The sequence below is a fragment of the Methylobacterium oryzisoli genome (genome assembly GCF_046557895.1).
GTDB classification, from domain to species: domain Bacteria; phylum Pseudomonadota; class Alphaproteobacteria; order Rhizobiales; family Beijerinckiaceae; genus Methylobacterium; species Methylobacterium oryzisoli.
This window is the reverse complement of sequence record NZ_JBKIBX010000023.1, coordinates 14,805-34,890: the sequence shown is the minus strand read 5'-3', so window position 1 is coordinate 34,890 and position 20,086 is coordinate 14,805. Positions and strand designations below refer to the sequence as shown.

Sequence of the window (20,086 nt, the reverse complement as noted above, 5' to 3'; positions counted from 1 at the left end):
AACGGTGACGATGAAGCGGATCCCCGCTTCCGCATTGAGCGCGGGATCCCCTCTCCCGTGCGGGAGAGGGGTAGGGGTGAGGGTCCCGGGAGGGTGCAGCAAGAAGACACCACGCTGCCGCTACCAGCACCACGCTTCGTGCTTGAGCCTGACCCGTTCCGCTCCTCTCACCGCGCTCTCAGCTTTAAAACGGAACCATCTGGACCCTCACGCGGGATCTTCGATCCCCTGCCCCTCTCCCGCACGGGAGAGGGGTTCCCCGCGAGTCCCACGCGAACCGAGGGCGTTGCGGCGTCGATGCCGCCGCCAAGCCACATCACACAGCCCCCCTCACCGCCCCTTCTCCGCCCGCCACGCCGCGAAGTCGGCGCGCGCCTGCTCGTCGGTGGGCGGGTAGAGGCCGAGGATGGAGCGACCCTCCAGCACCTTCTCGGTCACGAAATCCTCGAAGGCTGTCATCTCCACCGCCTCCGCGGCGACCTCGTCGGCGAGGTGGGCCGGGATGACGACCACGCCCTCCCCGTCCCCCACCACCACGTCGCCGGGCCAGACCGGCACGTCGCCGCAGCCGATCGGCACGTTGATGTCGAGGGGCTGGTGCACGGTCAGGTTCGTGGGCGCCGCCGGACGGTGGTGATAGGCGGGGATCGCCAGGGCGGCGATCTCCGGGCTGTCGCGGAACCCGCCATCCGTGACGATGCCGGCCACGCCCCGCACCATCAGGCGGGTGACGAGGATCGAGCCCGCGGAGGCCGCGCGGGCGTCCTTGCGGCTGTCGATCACCAGCACGGCGCCGGGCGGGCACTCCTCCACCGCCTTGCGCTGCGGGTGGGCGCGGTCCTGAAACACCGTGATCGGGTTGAGGTCCTCCCGCGCCGGAATGGTGCGCAGCGTGTAAGCCTCCCCGACCATCACCTCGCCCTTGGGGCTCAGGGGGCGCACGTCCTGGATGAACTGGTTGCGCAGGCCGCGCTTGAACAGGGCGGTGCAGAGCGTCGCGGTGCTGACGCTCCGCAGCCTGTCGCGGGTGGCGGGGGCGAGCGGCATGGTCGTCCTCTCGAGCATTGTCCGACGAAGTGGCCACCGGTTCGTCGCAGACAATGCGACAACATCAAAGACTTAGAGCAGGATCCGATCGCCACGCGATCGGATCCTGCTCTAGAAGATGGCGGGCTCGCGGACCGGAGCGCCGAAATCGGTGCGCAGGAAATCGAAGTCGCAGCCCTGGTCGGCCTGGCCGATGTGGCGGGAGAACATCCAGCCGTAGCCGCGCTCGTAGCGGGGCTCCGGCGGCGGCAGGGCGGCGCGACGGCGCGCCAACTCGTCCTCCGGCACGTCGAGGCGGATCGTGCGCGCCGGCACGTCGACCGCGATCAGGTCCCCGGTCTGCACCAGGGCCAGCGGCCCGCCGACGTAGGATTCGGGCGAGACGTGCAGGATGCAGGCCCCGTAGGAGGTGCCGCTCATGCGCGCATCCGAGATCCGCACCATGTCGCGCACGCCCTGGCGCACCAGCTTCTTCGGGATCGGGATCATGCCCCATTCGGGCATGCCGGGGCCGCCGAGCGGGCCGGCGTTGCGCAGGACCAGCACGGTGTCGGGCGTGACGTCGAGGTCGTCGCGGTCGATCATCCCCTTGAGCATCGGGTAATCGTCGAAGACGAGGGCCGGCCCGGCATGGCGTAGCAGGTGGGGCGCCGCCGCCGAGGGCTTCATCACGCAGCCGTTCGGCGCGAGGTTGCCGCGCAGCACCGCGAGCGCCCCTTCGGCGTAGATCGGCCGGTCGAGGGGCCGGATCACGTCGTCGTCGTAGACCTGCGCGCCCTCCAGGCACTCCGCCCAGGGGCGGCCCGACGCCGTGATCTGCGAGAGATCGAGGAAGGGCGCGAGGCGGCTCATCAGGGCCGGCAGGCCGCCCGCGTAGTAGAAGTCCTCCATCAGGTAGCGGTCGCCGCTCGGGCGGATGTTGGCGATCACCGGCACCCGGCGGCTCGCCGCGTCGAAATCATCGAGACCGAGCGCGTGGCCGGCGCGGCGGGCCATCGCCACGAGGTGGATGACCGCGTTCGTCGAGCAGCCCATCGCCATCGCCACCACGATGGCGTTGCGGAAGGCGGCCTCGGTCAGGATCCGGGCCGGGGTGAGGTTTTCCCACACCATCCCGACCGCCCGCCGGCCCGCCGCCGCGCACATGCGGATGTGGTTGGAATCGGCCGCCGGGATCGAGGAGGCGCCGGGCAGCGTCAGGCCGAGCGCCTCGGCGAGCGCCGTCATGGTGGCGGCGGTGCCCATCGTCATGCAGACCCCGTAGGAGCGGGCGATGCCCACCTCCATCTCGCTCCAGTCCTTGTCCGAGATCGCGCCCGCGCGCCGCTCGTCCCAGTACTTGAAGGCGTCGGAGCCCGACCCCAGCACCGTGCCGTGCCAGTTGCCGCGCAGCATCGGGCCGGCCGGCACGAACAGAGCCGGGATCCCGGCGCTGATGGCGCCGAGGACGAGGCCCGGAGTGGTCTTGTCGCAGCCTCCCATCAGCACCGCGCCGTCGACCGGGTGGGAGCGCAGCAGCTCCTCGGTCTCCATGGCGAGGAAGTTGCGGTAGAGCATCGTGGTCGGCTTGACCTTGCTCTCCGAGAGCGAGATCGCCGGCAGCTCCACCGGGAAGCCGCCGGCCTGCAGCACGCCGCGCTTCACGTCCTCCACCCGCTGCTTGAAGTGGGCGTGGCACTGGTTGAAGTCGGACCACGTGTTGATGATCGCGATGACCGGCCGGCCGACGTAATCCTCGGCCGCGTAGCCCATCTGGTTCATGCGCGAGCGGTGCCCGAACGAGCGGAAATCGTCCGGCAGGAACCAGCGCGCGCTGCGCAGCTGGTCGGGGGTCTTGCGGGTCATGGGGCAGCCTCGGGGGAAAGGGGACCGGAATCAGGCCCGGCGGCACCGCCCGGGCGCACCGGAGGCCGCCGGCCGCCCCACCCGGCCGGGCGGAGGGGCCGATGCGGCGGGCGGCCTCGCTTCGGGAGCGACCGCCCGGCCCGCGACCCGGTCAGTTGCCCGGCAGATCATGGGCGACCGGGAGATAATAGTCCTTCCACGAGCCCGGCAGGGTCTTCAGCGCCCCGGTCTTGTGCAGGTGGGCGGCGAACTTCATGGTGCCCTGCGGGTAGAGGTTCCACTCCATCATGCCGGGCTGGGCCAGGAGGTCGAGCAGATCCTCGGCCGGGGTCTTGTCGGAGGTGACCTCCCGGTAGATCTCCACCGCCTCGCGGGTGTTCGTCTCGATGAAGGCCTTGGCCTCCTGGGCGGCGGCGCGCACCGCCTGGATGATGACCGGGTTGGCGGTGGCGAAGCGCGTGGTGGTGAAGAACTGGCCCTGCGAGAGCGGCCCGCCGATGATGTCGGCGGAGTTCGCCACCACGTGCGCGCCCGGGATCGTCTTCAGCTCGTAATGGTGGAAGGGCGGGGCCGCGAAGTGGTTGCGCACCTCGTGGTTCGGGTTCTTCATCGCCACGAAGGCGTCGGGATGGCCGAGCTGCACGGTGATCGGGTCGAGCCGCCCCCACTGGTCCGGCCCGAAGGTCGCGGCCGCCCCCATCTGCAGCAGGATCGCCTGCGTCGAGACGCGCACGGTCGGCACCGCGATCCTGTCGCCGGGGCCGAAATCCTTGAGGCTCGTCACCCGCGGGTCGCGGCTGACGAGGACGAGGGGCTGGGCGGTGGTCGCCACGATGCCCCGCACGCCGCCCCGGGTGCGGTCCCACAGCAGGAGCAGCTGCCCGGTGCCGGTGTTGATGATGTCGACGCCGCCCGACAGGAGCGCGTCCTGCTGCGCCCCGCCGTTGCTGAAGGACAGCCACTTGGTGGTGACCCCCGGCTGGCCCAGCGCCTCGGCGTGCTTCTCGATCAGCCGGCGCTTCTCGATCACGTGGATCGGCATGTAGAGGATGCCGGGCTGGCGGCTGATCGTGATCTCCGACTTCGCCTGCGCGTGCGCACCGCCCGGCGCGAGGGCGGCCCAGGCGGCCGCGCCCGCGAGCCACGTCCTGCGGTTCACCATGGGACATCCCTCCTGACCGGTCATGTGGGTCAGCCCACGGCCTGGATCCGCACGCGGCGTGGCCGGCGGCACGCCCGGACACCATCACCTGGCGCAGCACGGCGCGCGCCCCTCGCACGAGGCTCGGGACGCGCGGAAACACCCGCCGATGACGGACCGGGCGCAGGCGCTGGCAGGGGCATGCGGGCGTTTCCTGGCTGCGGGCCGGATCTGTCGCCCGGCTGGCCGGGAGAGAAGCACTGATGCATTAGTGCGTCAAGCGAGCGCCGTGCTATGGATTCGTGCGGGGCGCGAGAGGGCGACGGCGCGATGAACGAGGCGGTGAGCATGTCCGGCGTCCGGGAGCGCGGCAGCGCCGGCCCGGTCTTCGCGACGCTGCGCCAGGAGATCATCTCGCTCGCGCTCGCCCCCGGCACCGTGCTGTCGCGGGCCGCGCTGCAGGCGCGCTTCGGCCTGAGCTCCACTCCGATCCGCGACGGGCTGATGCGGCTCGAAGAGGAGGGCTTGGTGGAGATCTTTCCTCAGCACGCCACCATCGTGAGCCCGATCGACCTCGGGCTGGCGCAGCAGGGCCAGTTCCTGCGCCGCTCGGTCGAGATGGAGATCGCGCGCGTGCTGGCGCAGGCGCCGGATGCGGTCCTGCTGGAGGCGCTGCACCGGCTGATCCGCCGCCAGGCCGCCTTCGCGGATCTCGACGATCACGCCGCCTTCGCGGAGGCCGACCATGCCTTCCACCGCACGATGTACGAGGCGGCGGGCGTGGCCGGGCTGTGGCACCTCGTGCGCCGCCAGGGCGGCCACATCGATCGCCTGCGGCGGCTGCACCTGCCGGTGGCCGGCAAGATGCGCGCGATCCTGCGCGACCACGAGGCGATCGTCGCGGCGATCGCGGCCGGCCGGCCCGCCCGCGCCCAGGACAGCGTGCGCGCCCATCTCTCCCATTCCCTCGACGCCGTCGACGCCCTCCGGGCGCGGCACCCCGCCTATTTCCGCCACCGGCCGGCCGCGCCGCGCGATGAATTTCAGGGTTGCCAAGCCGCACCGGACCCTCTAGATGACGGCTCCACCGACGGAGGCACCGCCCTCCGCGCCAGGCGCCCGTAGCTCAGCTGGATAGAGCACCAGACTACGAATCTGGGGGTCAGAGGTTCGAATCCTTTCGGGCGCGCCATTTCTTTTCAAACACTCAGCTACTGCAGAGCCAAGCGTGACTTCCCAAAGTTCATGCTTGGGAAGCAGCCTCGGCCGTATGGAGTCGATTCTGCATGCTCCGGCGAGGCATCTGACGAGGATCATGGCGGCAGGCAGCGCGGAGGATGGCGCCGCCTCATGATCACGGGCGGGTCTGTGACGCCGGCTTACTCAGCTGAACGTTGGTTCGACAATCCGGCACCGGATCTGCACTGCAGAGCTTTTTCGGCCACCGTCTGGTTGGACGATCTCCACCACGAGAGATGCTGCGCAAGCCCTGCGCTAGTCCTTCTGGGTGCGATCGGCCATGCAGCGGGTCGGGAACGGCCACTGACGGTGCGAGGCCGGTAGCAGCGCGACACCACCATCGCTGTCGTACACGTCAGCGGCCGAGACCCTGACCAAGCGTAATGTCCCGCCCGCGTCGGTGAGAGCGTGGCGCTTGCGCCCTGTGATGCGCTGGATCGGATGAAGGGGCTCTGCCACCGGCCTGAGCCCGACGGACCGGGGTAAGGCGAGGACATCACGCCATCTCGCCACCGACGCCCGCGGCACGCCGCTTGGCATCGCGCTGAGCGGGGCCAAGCGGCACGACAGCGTTGTGATGGCCCCGACGCGCGATGCCATCCCATCCTTGCGCACCGCCAACCGGGGACGGCCGCGGCATCGGCCGGACAAGCTGCACGCCGCCAAGGCGTACGATGCCAGAGCGCGCCGACACGAGTGCCGGGCGCGCGGGATCGTGCCACGCATCGCACGGCGCGGCATCGAGTGCGGCGAGAGGCTTGGTCGGCACCGCTGGGTCGTGGAGTGTGATCACTTCTACGACACCCGCTTCTCGCGTCGAAGCGGACGACCAAAGCCGCGATGCGGAGGGGCCGCTCCGGGTCAGGAGTTCGCATGCCGCTTGTTCGGCTACGCGCCACGTCCGGATCTCCGAGCGGTGCTGCTGGTATGGCCAGCATTCAGGTCCAGCGAACCGACGAGCCTCAATCACCGCGGCACGGATACGATTCTCATCGTCGGTGAGCCCGCTGCGAAGTACAGCCAATTTTATGGTAGCCTTGGTTCGCGCGAAGGGCGAAGTCAGAGGTGCGCCGTGACGATCGCGAGCGTCATGGTTCCTGTTGAACTGGAATCTGGTGGTGCGGAACGTCTGTTGCTCGCGCGCAGTCTCGCCGAACGGTTTGCGTCTCGCCTGATCGGGATCGCGGCTTGCGAGCCGCTGCCGATCCGCCACTACGGTCGCGGCGCATACATCAACGCCCGCATCGCCGAGGAAGGTGAGTTGCGCGCGTCAAAGCAACTGATGGAGGCCGAAGCGCTCTTCCGGGCTCACACCTGCGGTATGACCCGGGCTGAGTGGCGCATATCGCGCGGGGCGTTGACGCCGTTCCTGGCAGAACAGGCTCGGGCAGCCGACCTCATCGTTCTTGGGCGGTGGCGGTTGGGCCCGGCCACGATCGGGAGCGACACGGTCGATCCCGGCGAGATGATCCTGCGGCTCGGCCGCCCGGTGCTGGTGGTCCCTCCCGACATCAGGACGCTGCATTCGGCTCGGATCATGATTGCCTGGAAGGACACGCGCGAGGCGCGGCGGGCCGTTCATGACAGCCTGCCGTTCCTGGCTATGGCGGACCGGGTCTGCATCGCGTCCGTCGCTCCTGAAGCCTCTCGCGACGGTGCGGACGATCTTGCCGATTACCTCGCCCAACATGGCATCGCCGACACCGAGATCAGGCGCACCCAAGCCGGTCCCGGGGTCGCCGACGTGCTGCTCAGGCTGGCGCGCGACGCTGCCGCCGATCTCATCGTTGCCGGCGCCTATGGCCACTCGCGCCTGCGCGAGCGGGTCTTTGGCAGCGTGACCGAGAAACTGCTGGTCGCCACACCCGCCTGCACGCTGATGAGCCATTAGGTGCGCTCGCCGCTCACTCCGGCAGATCGCCCACCGGATGGCCGACTGAGCCGCACGGTCCACAAACGCTGGCAGGCACGATGGAGATCAGCGGCTCGCGCCGGAGATCCAGAAGCGTTCGAGCCGAGCTATCGTCACGCCAAGCTCGGAGCGCCGTTCCGCTGCGCGACATCCTGACGGCCGACAAGGTGCCGCCCCGACCCCGCAGCGTGCAGGCCGATGAGGCGACGCAGGCGCTCGCCGACCCGCACGGATCTGCCCCGGTCGTGGCCGGCCCGACCCGAGCCCCCTCAGATCATCCGCGCGCCCAGCGTCGCGGCCGCCTCACGCAGGACAGGCAGGAAGGTTTCCAGCATCCGTTCGACCGGGACGCGGTCGACATTCGCCCCGGCATTCAGCGCGCAGACGATTCGCCCGTCGTAGCGCCGGACCGGGACCGCGAGGGAGCGGTAGCCGACCTCCGCCTCCTGATCCACCAGGGAGTAGCCGCGCTCGCGGTCCCGGTGGATCGCCGCCGCCAGGGAGGTGCGGTCGACCAGGGTGTGCGGCGTCAGCGGCGCGGGCCGGATGCGGTCTAGGAACGCGGCGAGGTCCGGCGCGTCGAGCCCGCCGAGGAGCACCCGCCCCATCGAGCTGCAATAGGCCGGGATCCGGTAGCCCACATCCACGCCCACGCCGAGCAGCCGCGTCGGTCCGGCCCGAGCGATGAACACCACGTCCTCGCCGTCGAGGATCGCGGCCGAGCAGGATTCGCTGAGCTGCGCGGCGATCTGCTCGACGGCCTGCTGCAGCATCGCGGACAGGCCGTTCGAGGCGAGGTAGGCGGCGGCGAGGGACAGGACCTTGGGCGTGAGCTGGAACAGCCGTCCGTCCGACTTCACGAAGCCCAGGCAGCCGAGGGTGAAGAGGGCGCGCCGGACCGTCGCCCGCGGCAGGTCCACCTCCCGGGCGACGTCGGCGAGCGTCATCCGGGGGCGCTCCGCCCCGAAGGCCGCGATGATGCGCAGGCCCCGCGCCAGGGCCTCCGAGAAGTCCGGACCGTGCTCGTCGACGAGTTGCTGGTCCGCCTCGGACCGTCTGACGCGCGGCATGATCTGTCTCTGATGCTACAACCGGGGCGCTGGGCCGGTTCCCTGTGCGCGGCCTCGCCCGGCCTGGCAAGCGCCGCGCGCCGCGCCGGCGTGCCGGCCGGGTGGACGGCGCGGCATCCCGTCTCCTGCACGCAGGTGCGATCCTCCAAGATCCCGCGCGGCTCTGCGCCGGGAGAGGCAGGATGACGTCCATGCGGGCAATCCGGGGGGATCGGCAGGGCGCGGGCGCGCCCGCCGATGCCCAACGATGCGGCTTGCAATGCCCCCGTCACCGCTTAGAATTGAACTTAAGTTCGTTCAATGAACACTTTGCGGTCCGGAGCGCCGCGCGACGGAGGCTGACGCCATGATGAGCCGGGAGCAGAACGACCTGATCACCCGCAGCGGGCCGGGGACGCCGCTCGGCACCCTGATGCGCCGCTACTGGCAGCCCGCCGCCCTGGTGGATGAAGTGAAGGAGGAGCGCCCGGTGGTGCCGGTGCGGCTCCTGGGCGAGAACTTCGTGCTGTTCCGCGACGAGGCCGGGCGCTACGGGCTCCTCGACCGCGACTGCCCGCACCGCGGCGCCGACCTCGCCTTCGGCCGGCTGGAGCACGGGGGCCTGCGCTGCGCCTTCCACGGCTGGCTGTTCGACACGGAGGGGCGCTGCCTGGAGACGCCCGCCGAGCCCGCCGGCAGCAAGCTCTGCCAAAACATTCGCCAGCGCGCCTACCCGGTGGTCGAGCGCAGCGGCATCCTGTTCGCCTATCTGGGCGAGGGCGAGCCGCCGGCTTTCGCGGAACTCGACTGCTTCGTGGCGCCCGACGCCTACACCTTCGCGTTCAAGGGCCTGTTCGAGTGCAACTGGCTGCAGGCCCTGGAGGTCGGCATCGATCCGGCGCACGCCTCGTTCCTGCACCGCTTCTTCGAGGACGAGGACACCTCCGCCGCCTACGGCAAGCAGTTCCGGGCCGCCTCGGCCGACAGCGACCTGCCGATGACCAAGATCCTGCGCGAGTACGACCGGCCGCTCATCAACGTCGAGCGCACCGAGTACGGCATGCGGCTGATCGCCTTGCGCGAGATCGACGAGGCGCGCACCCACGTCCGGGTCACGAACCAAGTCTTCCCGCACGCCTTCGTCATCCCGATGTCGGCGGACATGACCATCACGCAGTGGCACGTGCCGGTCGACGACGAGCACTGCTACTGGTACGCGATCTTCACGAGCTACGCGGCGCCCGTGGACAAGCAGCGCATGCGCGACCAGCGCCTGGAGCTCTACGAATTGCCGGCGTACCGCTCGCGGAAGAACAAGACCAACGATTACGGCTTCGATCCGCACGAGCAGGCGCATGCGACCTATACGGGGATGGGGCTCGACATCAACGTCCACGACCAGTGGGCGGTGGAATCGATGGGGCCGATCCAGGACCGGACCCGCGAGCATCTCGGGCAGTCCGACAAGGCGATCGTGCTCTACCGCAGGATCCTGCGCGAGCAGATCGACAAGGCCGCGTCGGGAGACGCGCCGCTGATGGTGCTCGACGCGCGGCACGCGCGCGGCATCCAGGGGCCCGCCACCATGGACGGGATCGGCCCGTCGAAGGGTTGGGAGACCTACTGGATGGAGGTGGACGTCCGCCGCCGCCGCGGCGCCCCGTGGATGCCCGCGGTTCCGGCCGAGGACTCCCCCGGGGCGCCCCTCAAGGCGGCCGAGTAGCCCGGCGCACCGATTGCTTGCTGGCCCGGAGGGATGTGGCCGTGACCTTCGTCGACGATCATGGGCTGTGGAGTGCCGCGCAGGCCGATGCGGCGCGCGCGGTGCGCGAGCGCTGCGACCCGGAGCGGATCGACACCGTCCGCTTCTCCTTCCCCGACCAGCACGGGATCCTGCGCGGCAAGACCCTCGTCGCCGCCGAGGCGGTCAAGGCCCTCACCGGCGGCTGCGCCATCACCACGACGATGCTCGCCAAGGACACGGCGCACCGCACGGTGTTTCCGGTCTTCACGGCCGGGGGTGGATTCGGCATGAGGGAGATGGAGGGCGCCGCCGACGTCGTCATGGTGCCCGACCCCACGACCTTCCGCACGCTGCCCTGGGCGCCGCGGACCGGATGGCTGCTCTGCGACCTCCACTTCCAGGACGGGCGGCCCGTGCCCTTCGCCACCCGGGGCCTCTACCGCGCGGTGCTGGACCGGCTGGCGCAGCGCTCCCTCGACTACGTGGCGGGGCTGGAGGTCGAGTTCCACGTCTTCAAGCTCGACGATCCCCGCATGGCGCCCTCCGACGCCGGGCAGCCCGGGGAGCCGCCCGCCGTCAGCCTGATCTCGCACGGCTACCAGTACCTGACGGAGCAGCGCTACGATCAGGTCGAGCCGGTGCTGGAGATCATCCGCCGGGACGTGCTGGCCCTCGGCCTGCCCCTGCGCTCGATGGAGGTCGAGTACGGGCCGAGCCAGTGCGAGTTCACCTTCCAGCCGACCACCGGGCTGGTGCCCGCCGACCTGATGGTGCTGTTCCGCAGCGCCGTGAAGCAGATCTGCCGTCGGCACGGCTACCACGCCACCTTCATGTGCCGGCCGCGCATCCCGAACGTGGTGCCGTCGGGCTGGCACCTGCACCAGTCGCTCCGCGACGCCCGCACCGGCGCCAACGCCTTCGTGCCCGAGGGGCCGGGTCCCCTCTCGCCCCTCGGCACCGGGTTCCTCGCCGGGCTCCTGGCGCATGCCCGCGCCGCGACCGTGTTCACGACGCCGACCATCAACGGCTACAAGCGCTACCGCTCCTACTCGCTGGCGCCCGACCGTGCGGTCTGGGGCCGCGACAACCGCGGGGTGATGATTCGGGTGCTCGGCGGGCCGGGCGACGCGGCGACCCGGCTGGAGAACCGGGTCGGCGAGCCGGCGGCAAACCCCTACCTCTACATGGCGGCGCAGATCCTGGCCGGGCTCGACGGAATCGATCGCGGCCTCGACCCCGGGCCGAGCGCCGACACGCCCTACGAGGCCGCGGCGCCCCTGCTGCCCAAGAGCCTGCGGGAGGCGGTGTTCGCGCTGCGCGAGGACCCGTTCTTCCGCGCGGCCCTGGGCGCGGGCTTCGTCGACTACTACACCCACATCAAGACCGCCGAGATCGAGCGCTTCCAGGCGGAGGTCACCGAGTGGGAGCAGCGCGAGTATTTCGAGATCTTCTGATCCACTGACGCAGGAGCCAGGGATGACGATGGGGCGTGGGATTCGGTTCGTCGCGTGCGTGATGCTGGCCTGTGCCTTGCTCCCAGCTCCGGGCCGGGCGCTCGACCGGCCCGTCCGGATCGGCGTGCTGAGCGACATGAGCGGGCCGTTCTCCGACCAAGTCGGCGCGGGCTCGGTGGCCGCCGCGCGGCTGGCCCTGGAGGATTTCGGCCGGGAGAGCGGCGGGGTGCAGGTCGAACTCCTCTCGGCCGACCACCAGAACAAGCCCGACATCGGGCTCGGCATCGCGCGGCGCTGGCTCGACCAGGAGCAGGTCGCGGCGATCGTGGACCTGCCGAATTCGGGCGTGGCGCTGGCCGTCGCCAACCTGATGCGGGAGCGCAACCGCGTGGCGCTGGCCTCCAGCGCGATGACCTCCGACCTGACGGGCAAGTTCTGCGCCCCGACCACCGTGCAGTGGGTCTCGGACACCTGGGCGCAGGGCTCCGCGACGGCGCGGGCCCTGGCCGAGCGCGGCGCCCGCGCGTGGTACTTCCTCACGGTCGACTACGCGCTCGGCCACGCGCTGGAGCGCGACGCCACGCGGGCTCTGGCGGAGAATGGCGGCCGCTCGACCGGCAGCTCGCGCCTGCCGCTCGGCACCGCCGACTTCTCCTCGGCGCTGCTCTCGGCGCAAGGGTCCGGTGCGCAGGTGCTCGCACTCGCCAATACCGGCGCCGATATGATCAACGCGATCAAGCAGGCGGGCGAGTTCGGGCTCACCCCGAAGATGACGCTCGCCGCCTTGTTCATCCAGCTCTCGGACACGCACTCGCTGGGGCTGGAGGCGGCGCAGGGCCTGCAGCTCGTCTCCGCCTTCTACTGGGCCCGGACCGACGCCACCCGCGCCTTCAGCGACCGCTTCGCCGCCGTGATGAACGGCCGGCGCCCGACGGAGGACCACGCCGGCGTGTACTCGACCACCCTCGCCTATCTGCGGGCCGTGCGCGATGCCAGGACGATCGAGGGCGACAAGGTCGTGGCGGAGATGCGCAAGGCGCCGATTGCCGACCCGCTGTTCGGGACGGTGACGATCCGGCCGGACGGGCGGGCGGTGCACGACCTCTACCTCTACGAGGTGAAGCCGCCCAGCGAGAGCAAGGGGCCGTACGATTACTACAAGTACGTCCTGACCATCCCGGGGGAGCGGGCGTTCCGGCCGTTGCAGGACGGAGGGTGTGCGGTGAAGGGCGCCGGCAATTGAGGACCGATCCTTCGAGATCCAGAGCCCTGCCGATCCACAGGCCGTGCTCTGCCGCTCCCTCGTTCAGGCGTGACGCGTGCGGGAAGGTCTCGCTTGATGCGACAGGCCCGGCTGCGGGCCGCGCCGCGACCGGTCTGCGTCCGTCATCGACCCGGCCGCCACGGCCCGAGCAGGGACGCGCGGCCACGCTTCGTTGGGCTTGGCACGCCTCGAGTCGAGAGCGTTTTCCGACGAAGCGATCACCGGATCGTCGCAGACAATGCGACCATATCGAAGACTGAGAGCGGGATCCGATGGCGACGCGATCGGACTCCGCGCTAAGGATACTTGGGAAACGTTATGATGATCTGAAGCCCGGGATCGTTGTCGGCCAACACGATCGATCCGCTGTGCAGATCGACGATCGCCGCGACGAGGCTCAAGCCAAGACCATGGCCTCCACGCACTCTGCTCTTTTCAAGCTGATAAAATCGTTGAAAAACCTTCGATCGCTGGTCGGCCGGGATGCCAGGACCGTCATCTTGGATGATGATCTCGATTTTGTCTTTCACTCGCAGAACGCAATTCAGATTTGACCGAACAGGAGTATGTTGTATTCCATTCTCGATGACATTCGAGAATAGTTGCGTCAGGAGATCGTGGTCTCCATAGATCAAAACGTCGCGCTCGATCTGAGCAGTTAATGTTCGGCCACTCTCTTCGACGGGAGCGACGTAAGCATCCGCAACCGTGTGAAGGAGAGAGGACAGATCGACGACCCGGAACGCGGCGCGGCGGGCTCCGCCCTCGACCTGAGCGATGCGCAGGAGGGCCGAGAAGATATCCAGGATGACGTCGGTCTCGGTGATCGCGCGGGTGACGGCACCCCGATAGGCGTCCACCGTCGCACCGCGCCGATCGACGGATTCCAGGCCTTGCCGCAAGCGCGACAAAGGCGTTCGGAGATCGTGCGCGATGTCGCTGGACACCTGCCGGAGGTTGTCGAGCAGGCCGCCGATGCGGTCGAGCATGCGATTGAGCGTCGCCGCAAGTCGATCGAATTCGTCGCCCGATCCGTTCATCGCGATGCGGTGGCCGAGGTCGCCGGCCACCACGGCCTCCGCCGTGCGCGTGATCGCGTCGAGGCGCCGCAGGAGGAAGCCCGACAGGAGCAGCCCCGTCCCGAGACCTAGGAGAGCGGCGGTCCCGAGAGCCACCAGGAAGGCCTGCAGCAGGATGTCCTCGATGGCGCGCTCCTCCGCGAGGTCATCGGCAACGATGATGCGCGAGCCGTCGGCCAGAATCCGGACAGCATGGATCAGGCCTGGAGGGACCGCTTCGCCTCCCGAGTGGGCCGGCCCGAGACGCGGATCGCGCTGGTCGACGCGGCCCGCCGCATCGAGAACCGCGTAGCGATAGTAGACCGACGGGTTCGTGAAGCGTCCGGCCAGGGCCGCATCGAGATCGACCCGGCCGCCGTGATTGAACTCGTCGACGAGGGCGTCCGCCTCGATCTCGATCCGCTGCCGCGCCTGCGTCTCCATGGCCCCGTGCACGGACGCGCGGGTCAGCCAGCCGATGCCGGCCACCGAGACCATGAAGGCCGCGGTATACATGAGCGTCAGGCGGAACCCCGAGCCGAGAAGCAACCTACGCAGCGGGGTCACGGATGAGGTATCCTACGCCGCGAACGGTCACGATCAGCTTCTGCCCGCATTCCCGCTCGACCTTGGTGCGCAAGCGGCTGATGTGCGTCTCGACGATGTTGGTCTGCGGATCGAAGTGAAACTCCCAGACTCCCTCCAGAAGCTGTCGACGCGTCACCACGTTGCCGACGTTCCGCATCAGGAATTCCAAGAGCTGGAACTCCCGTGGCTGCAGCTCGATGGCGTGATCGCCCCTCCACACTCGCCGCGTGACGACATCCATCCTCAGGTCGGCGACGCGAAGCTGCGTCTCCGCGGAGGCGGATGTCGGGCGCCGGGTGAGGGCACGCAGGCGGGCATGCAGTTCGGCGAAGGCGAAAGGCTTGACGAGGTAATCATCGCCGCCCGCCTCCAGCCCGTCGACGCGGTCCTCAATGCCCGACATCGTCGTCAGAAACAGGATCGGGGTGCGCCATCCCGTGCGTCGCAGCGACTGCACCAAGCTGATCCCATCGAGCCCCGGCAGCATGCGATCCACGATCGCGACGTCGAACCCTCCGGCAACCGCGAGCCTGCGGCCCGTCGCTCCATCGGACGCATGCACGACGTGGCAGCCGGCCTCCATCAGGCGCTCGGTGAGGAATCCCACCGTGACGAGATCGTCCTCGATCAGAAGGACTCTCACGGCCGCCCTCCGTAATTGGTCGGTCCTCGCGCCGCCGAACGCGGCGCGAGCCTGTGGCATCGGGGCAACAGCCCTCTCCTGCGATCAACCATGCGGGCCGTGACATGCATTAATGCTCGCAGGGCCACAAGTATGCAAATCTATCTCAGGTTTGTGCGAGCATTCTTCGATCTCGCTTCGTCTTGATACTAATAATAATCATTCCAATCTGGAAAGATTGGGAATCCGTAATTTGACCGGCCGTGCTGGCCTCTCGATAGAGAAATGGCAGCCCAGCGCCCGGACGAGCCGGCAATTCATGCCGTTCGCCTAGTATTCAGGACACAAGCCGTGACGACAACTTCCAGGCTCGACCGCGTGGCGTCCCTGCTCGCGACGACCATCGTCGGCTCACTTGCCGGGCTCGCACCGGCCGGTGTGATGGCGCAACCCGCGCCACGCGCCGGCGACGACGCCAATGCGGGCACGATCAGGCTCGAAGAGATCAGCGTGGCGGGAGGGGGCACCGGTGTCGTGGGGCCTCAGGGTGGCGTCACGATCGGCTACCTCACCAAGCAGACGCGGAGCGCGACCAAAACGGACACGCCTCTGATCGACACGCCGCAATCCATCACGGTCGTCACCCGGGAGCAGATCCGCGACCAGAACTTCCAGAACCTGACCGAGCAGCTCCGCTATGTGCCAGGCGTGATCCCGGCCCAGGGCGAGAACAACCGCGATCAGGCCATCATCCGCGGCCAGAGCACGAGCGCGGACTTCTTCGTCAACGGCATGCGGGACGACGTCCAGTATTATCGTGACCTTTACAACATCGACCGAATCGAGGTGCTGAAGGGACCCGACTCGCTGATCTTCGGCCGTGGCGGTGGCGGTGGCGTGATCAACCGCGTCCTCAAGGAAGCCAACGGCCTGCGGGTCCGCGAAGTCGTCGCGGGAGGCGGTCAGTTCGGCGACAAGCGCGTCGCGGTCGACGTCGGCGATCGCATCAGCGACTCCGCCTTCTTCCGCCTGAACGGTGTGTTCGAGGACAGCGGCACCTACCGGCAGTTCGGCGAGCTGACGCGCTACGGCGTCAACCCGACCATGACCTTCCTCATCGATCCGGTCACGACGCTGAAGCTCTCCTACGAGTACTTCCACGACGACCGCTTCCCGGACCGCGGCATCCCCTCGCAGTTCGGCCGCGCCTACAACTACCGCAACAATATCAGAACGTTCTTCGGCGACCCGCTCGTCAACTTCACGAAGGTCGACGCCAACATCGCCACGGCGACCCTTGATCATCTGTTCGACAGCGGCGTGCAGATGCACAGCCAACTGCGGTTCGCCGATTACGATCGCTACTACATCAACAGCTTGCCGGCCGGCCCGGTCAACAACGCCGGCACGGCCGTCTCGATCAGCGGCTATCGCAACGATACCCCGCGAACCAATTATTTCAGCCAGAACGATTTCACGTACAAGTTCCTGACCGGAGACATCAAGCACACGCTGCTCGCAGGATTCGAACTTGGCTACCAGGAAGGCAAGGTCTTCCGGCAGACGGTCCTCTTCGGCAACACCCTGGCACCCAGCTTCGTCGTCAATCCGCTGTCACCGAGCGCAAGTCTGCCCTTCATCGTGCGGAACAACGGCACGACGGACGCCAACAGCCGCTACAATCTCGGGCTGGCGGCCGTCTATGCGCAGGACCAGATCGAGCTCAATCCCTACGTTCAGATCATCGGCGGCCTGCGCTACGACCATTTCGACTTCTCTGCGCAGGACCAGCGCACGCGCGCGACGAACGCCCGCGTCGACGACCTCGTCTCGCCACGCGCCGGCCTCGTGATCAAGCCGCTGGCCAACCTCGCCGTCTACGGCAGCTACAGCGTGTCCTATCTGCCGAGCTCCGGCGATCAGATCGCCGGATTCACCCCGGGCCTCGCCATTGCCCAGCCGGAGCGGTTCCAGAACCTGGAAGTCGGCGTGAAGTACGACGTGAGCCCGGTGCTCCAGCTGACCGCGGCCGCCTATAACCTCGACCGCACCAACCAGCGCCTGCCCGATCCGAACAGGGCCGGCTTCTTCATCCTGTCGGGCAAGACGAACACGCAGGGCATCGAGATCGGCGCCAACGGCTACGTCACCGACTGGTGGCAGGTCGCCGGCGGCTACGCGCTGACCGACGCACGGATCGAGAGCGCGACCTCCGCGACGATCGTGAAGGGCAACACGGTGGGCCTCGTGCCGTTCAACTCGTTCTCCCTCTGGAACAAGTTCTCGGTCACCAGGGAGTTCGCGGTCGGCGTCGGCTACATCTACCAAACGCACACCTATGCCACTTCCGACAATACGATCCGACTGCCGGGATACAATCGTTTCGACTTCGCCTTGTTCTATGATGTCAGCGAATCCGTTCGGGCTCAGCTCAACATCGAGAACATCTTCGATCGTCGATATATCTACACAGCCGACAACAACAACAATATCACGCCGGGCGCACCGCGGACCATCAGGGCACAGGTCATCGTCAGGTTCTGAGCCTCTTGCGGTCTCCCCGACGCGAAGCGGTTCGAGCGCCCCGTCGCGGTCGGGCCGGAGGCCGCGCCACGGGCGCCCCACTGCGCCAGCGCGTCCGGCACGCCGCACGAGCCGAGCATGGCAGAGGGAACACCGAACCACCGCCTCCGAGCACCGAGAGTGCGGATGAATGCATGTGGATGCTGAACTACATGGCCCGCTTCGGCACGGCTTGCAGGAACTCCTGGACCTGCTGCTTGTAGAACCTGGCCCAGCCCGTGGTGCCGTGGCCGGTGGTCTGGTCGCTGGCCGGGATCAGGTACAGGCGCCCGTTCTTCACCCGCTTCATCTCGCGCTCCATGATCCCGGTCTCGGGCGGGTTCCGCTCATCGTCACTGGAGTTGATGGCCAGCACCGCGGCTTCGATCTTCTCCAGGCTCGGGGAGGGATTGTAGCCGCGCGACGATTCCCACTGATAGATGTAGTCGTTGGCGTCGGCGTTGAACGGCATCGCCAGTCGTGCATCCACGAGCTTGTCGGCCAGCTCACCTGTCGGCGCCTGCTTCTGCAGTGCCAACGTGCCGCCACTGGTGCCAAGGGCGAAGAACACGTTGGCGACGCGCAGCGAGGGCGGCTGAGCTTTATACTCGCCGTCGGCATAGGCCGGATCGCGCAGGATGGTCTCGATCAAGAGCCTGCGCATGATCCAGTTGCGGCTCGCCATCTCGCTCGGCTGCGACGCCATGGGCACGAGGGCGTCCATATACTCGGGATGCTTCACGCCCAAGATCCACGCGTGCATGCCGCCCATGGAATTGCCGATGATCAGGCGGACGCGGTTGAGGCCGAGATGCGTCTTGAGCAGCAGGTACTGAGCGTCGGCCATGTCATCGTAGTTATACTTCGGAAATTTCGCCTTGAGCCCATCCGAAGGTTTGGACGATTTTCCGTGACCGATCGCGTCCGGGATGATGATGTAGTACTTGGCTGCATCGAGCGGCTGACCGGGACCGAACAGCTCTCCGGCGAAGCCGGGCGTCAGCATGCTGACCGCCGAGCCGGTGGTGCCGTGCAGGACGACCACCGGCTCGCCCTTCGGATCCCCGACAGTCGTATAGTGCAGGCGCAGCTCCGGCAGGACTTCGCCGGTGTGGAACTTGAAGTCCTTGATGATCCAGGCGCTCTCCTTGGGTGCCGGATAGTCGGCGGCGTTCGCCACGAGACCGATCAAGGACAAGGCCGCACCCACAGTCGCAGCCTGCAATAGACTCAGGGCCCGCATGCAACCTCCCTCGAAGCGTCGATCTCTTCGTTATGTTCGCCAGGCCAGTATTGCGTCACCCACCTCGGCAGGCAATGGGTGAGGCGATCCATCCGGAGCTTCGCCCTCCCGTTGTTCGGCCTTGCGCCATCACGGCACTGTCGCGTGTGAGAGGCGGACGGTCCGCTCCTGATGGATGGATGGTGGCGCGGCAGGCGGCAACCGGGCCGGCGCTCCAGAAGCAGCGCGCCGGCCTTGCGGTCGGCGACTTGGCCACCCGTCGGCAGGACGGCAGAAGAGATCGGTGAGCGCGTGGATCGTTGTCGTGCGTCCGCCCCGCGAGCGGCCGTTGGCCTGGTTCTGCTCCCCTCCGGGAGCGTGGCGGTGCGCCTCCACTGCCGAGGAGTCGATCAGCACCCGGGCCGACGCCGGCTTGGGCACGCGTCTCGAACGGCCCGACCCAGACGCCCTCGGCTGCCCGGCGCACGAAGCGGCTGTCGTGGGTCTCTTTCGGCCCGTGAGCTTCCAGGAACCTCATCTATCCAGCCCACTCGCCGGAAGACGGCGCGGATTGAGAGCCTGCGGCTCACTGTTCTGTGACGATCCTGCGAAAGAAAGTCTCTCCGATCCGTTTCGACTCACCCTCCTCGTGGCCGACCGGTTCCTCGACCAGGATCCAGTTGGACGGCGCGTTGAGGGCGAGCAGACGGCGGATGGCGACCTGTCGCCACTCCGCGTCCTTGTTGCCGAGGAAGAAGAGTCCGGGCACTTGGCGGGCTGTCGCGGGCAGTGCCTCGTCAGGATAGATGCCACCCTTGTTGACCACGAAGGCCGCGACCTGCTCGGGCTTCCAGGCGACGAAGCCGTAGTTGAACTGGCCGCCGGCCGAGAACCCCCACAGGAGCAGCGGCGCGCGCACCATCTCCGGTCGCCTGGCGCGCGCGGCGAACACGCCGATCGCGTCGAGCAGGGCCTTCCCGCTGCCATGCCGGGCCTGCGTGTAGGCGTCGGAGAGGCCGCTTCCCTTCTTGTTGACGAAGCGCACGCCGATCAGGACGGCTCCGACCTGCGTCGCGAAGGTCCGCCATGCCGCGTCCCCTACCATGGGACGACCATCCGCGTTGATGCCGGTGCTGAGCACCAGCACGTAGCGAATCGATCTCCTGCGCGGCGGCGACCAGAAGCGGAACTCGGCTGCCTCGTAGTTCTGGCCGGGAGGCGCGGTCCAGTCCAACACGCTGGAGTCAGTCGGCTCGGCCCATGCCACTGTTCCTCGAAGGAGCGCGAAGCCGCATAGACCAATTCGTAAGCAGCCCCGATAAACCATCGCCACCTCCTC

The 20,086-nt window shown here is 68.2% G+C and carries 14 protein-coding genes, 1 tRNA gene and 2 pseudogenes; 8 read left to right on the top strand and 9 right to left on the bottom strand.

Annotated elements, in window-relative coordinates:
* Positions 1-330: 330 nt before the first annotated feature.
* From ACKUB9_RS20590 to ACKUB9_RS20580, 3 genes are all read right to left on the bottom strand, one after another.
* A complete protein-coding gene (locus tag ACKUB9_RS20590) occupies positions 331-1,047 on the bottom strand; it encodes a ribonuclease activity regulator RraA (protein ID WP_407526317.1) in 717 nt (238 codons plus the stop codon).
* A 111-nt stretch (positions 1,048-1,158) separates the two neighbouring features.
* The gene (araD, locus tag ACKUB9_RS20585) at positions 1,159-2,892 is read right to left on the bottom strand and encodes an L-arabinonate dehydratase (protein WP_407526314.1); all 1,734 of its coding nucleotides are present in this window, start codon (positions 2,890-2,892) and stop codon (positions 1,159-1,161) included.
* A 151-nt stretch (positions 2,893-3,043) separates the two neighbouring features.
* Positions 3,044-4,054, bottom strand: a complete 1,011-nt coding sequence (locus tag ACKUB9_RS20580) for an ABC transporter substrate-binding protein (RefSeq protein WP_407526311.1) — start codon at positions 4,052-4,054, stop codon at positions 3,044-3,046.
* 327 nt (positions 4,055-4,381) lie between these two features.
* Here ACKUB9_RS20580 and ACKUB9_RS20575 point away from each other — a divergent pair, with 327 nt between their 5' ends.
* The 4 genes and pseudogenes from ACKUB9_RS20575 (at position 4,382) to ACKUB9_RS20560 (ending at position 7,163) form a co-directional block, all read left to right on the top strand.
* On the top strand, positions 4,382-5,158 hold the full coding sequence (locus ACKUB9_RS20575; RefSeq protein ID WP_407526309.1) for a GntR family transcriptional regulator: 777 nt from the start codon (positions 4,382-4,384) through the stop codon (positions 5,156-5,158).
* Positions 5,149-5,225: transfer RNA gene (locus ACKUB9_RS20570), tRNA-Arg, on the top strand. Before ACKUB9_RS20575 ends, ACKUB9_RS20570 begins: the two co-directional genes overlap by 10 nt.
* A 492-nt stretch (positions 5,226-5,717) precedes the next feature.
* A pseudogene (locus tag ACKUB9_RS20565) lies at positions 5,718-6,089 on the top strand (transposase family protein); the annotation flags it as partial.
* Between the two features lie 255 nt (positions 6,090-6,344).
* Entirely contained in the window at positions 6,345-7,163 is an 819-nt protein-coding gene (locus tag ACKUB9_RS20560; RefSeq protein ID WP_407526306.1) for a universal stress protein, read from the top strand.
* 290 nt (positions 7,164-7,453) lie between these two features.
* Here the strand turns inward: ACKUB9_RS20560 and ACKUB9_RS20555 are convergent, their stop codons facing one another.
* Positions 7,454-8,254 (bottom strand): IclR family transcriptional regulator domain-containing protein, encoded by an 801-nt coding sequence (locus ACKUB9_RS20555; protein ID WP_407526303.1) that lies wholly within the window; start codon positions 8,252-8,254, stop codon positions 7,454-7,456.
* Positions 8,255-8,600: 346 nt separating this feature from the next.
* On the opposite strand from ACKUB9_RS20555, the gene ACKUB9_RS20550 reads away from it, so the two are divergent.
* The 3 genes from ACKUB9_RS20550 to ACKUB9_RS20540 are packed head-to-tail and all read left to right on the top strand — an operon-like array spanning position 8,601 to position 12,674.
* Positions 8,601-9,956, top strand: a complete 1,356-nt coding sequence (locus ACKUB9_RS20550; RefSeq protein ID WP_407526300.1) for an aromatic ring-hydroxylating dioxygenase subunit alpha — start codon at positions 8,601-8,603, stop codon at positions 9,954-9,956.
* A gap of 41 nt (positions 9,957-9,997) precedes the next feature.
* Entirely contained in the window at positions 9,998-11,431 is a 1,434-nt protein-coding gene (locus ACKUB9_RS20545; RefSeq protein ID WP_407526294.1) for a glutamine synthetase family protein, read from the top strand.
* A gap of 22 nt (positions 11,432-11,453) precedes the next feature.
* Positions 11,454-12,674: an ABC transporter substrate-binding protein gene (locus ACKUB9_RS20540; protein ID WP_407526291.1), complete on the top strand. Its 1,221-nt coding sequence runs from the start codon at positions 11,454-11,456 to the stop codon at positions 12,672-12,674.
* A gap of 317 nt (positions 12,675-12,991) precedes the next feature.
* Here the strand turns inward: ACKUB9_RS20540 and ACKUB9_RS20535 are convergent, their stop codons facing one another.
* Positions 12,992-14,320: a HAMP domain-containing sensor histidine kinase gene (locus tag ACKUB9_RS20535; RefSeq protein ID WP_407526288.1), complete on the bottom strand. Its 1,329-nt coding sequence runs from the start codon at positions 14,318-14,320 to the stop codon at positions 12,992-12,994.
* A complete protein-coding gene (locus tag ACKUB9_RS20530; protein ID WP_407526459.1) occupies positions 14,304-14,984 on the bottom strand; it encodes a response regulator transcription factor in 681 nt (226 codons plus the stop codon). Before ACKUB9_RS20530 ends, ACKUB9_RS20535 begins: the two co-directional genes overlap by 17 nt.
* A 420-nt stretch (positions 14,985-15,404) precedes the next feature.
* Here ACKUB9_RS20530 and ACKUB9_RS20525 point away from each other — a divergent pair, with 420 nt between their 5' ends.
* Positions 15,405-17,507, top strand: a complete 2,103-nt coding sequence (locus ACKUB9_RS20525; protein WP_407526457.1) for a TonB-dependent receptor — start codon at positions 15,405-15,407, stop codon at positions 17,505-17,507.
* A 187-nt stretch (positions 17,508-17,694) separates the two neighbouring features.
* On the opposite strand, the gene ACKUB9_RS20520 is transcribed toward ACKUB9_RS20525, so the two are convergent.
* The 3 genes and pseudogenes from ACKUB9_RS20520 to ACKUB9_RS20510 all read right to left on the bottom strand — a co-directional run bounded on the left by ACKUB9_RS20520 (position 17,695) and on the right by ACKUB9_RS20510 (position 19,984).
* Positions 17,695-18,768, bottom strand: coding sequence for an alpha/beta fold hydrolase (locus tag ACKUB9_RS20520; RefSeq protein WP_407526286.1), 1,074 nt, complete (start codon positions 18,766-18,768; stop codon positions 17,695-17,697).
* Between the two features lie 191 nt (positions 18,769-18,959).
* A pseudogene (locus tag ACKUB9_RS20515) lies at positions 18,960-19,273 on the bottom strand (transposase family protein); the annotation flags it as partial.
* Positions 19,274-19,333: 60 nt separating this feature from the next.
* Positions 19,334-19,984, bottom strand: a complete 651-nt coding sequence (locus ACKUB9_RS20510; RefSeq protein ID WP_407526284.1) for a hypothetical protein — start codon at positions 19,982-19,984, stop codon at positions 19,334-19,336.
* Positions 19,985-20,086 lie beyond the last annotated feature (102 nt).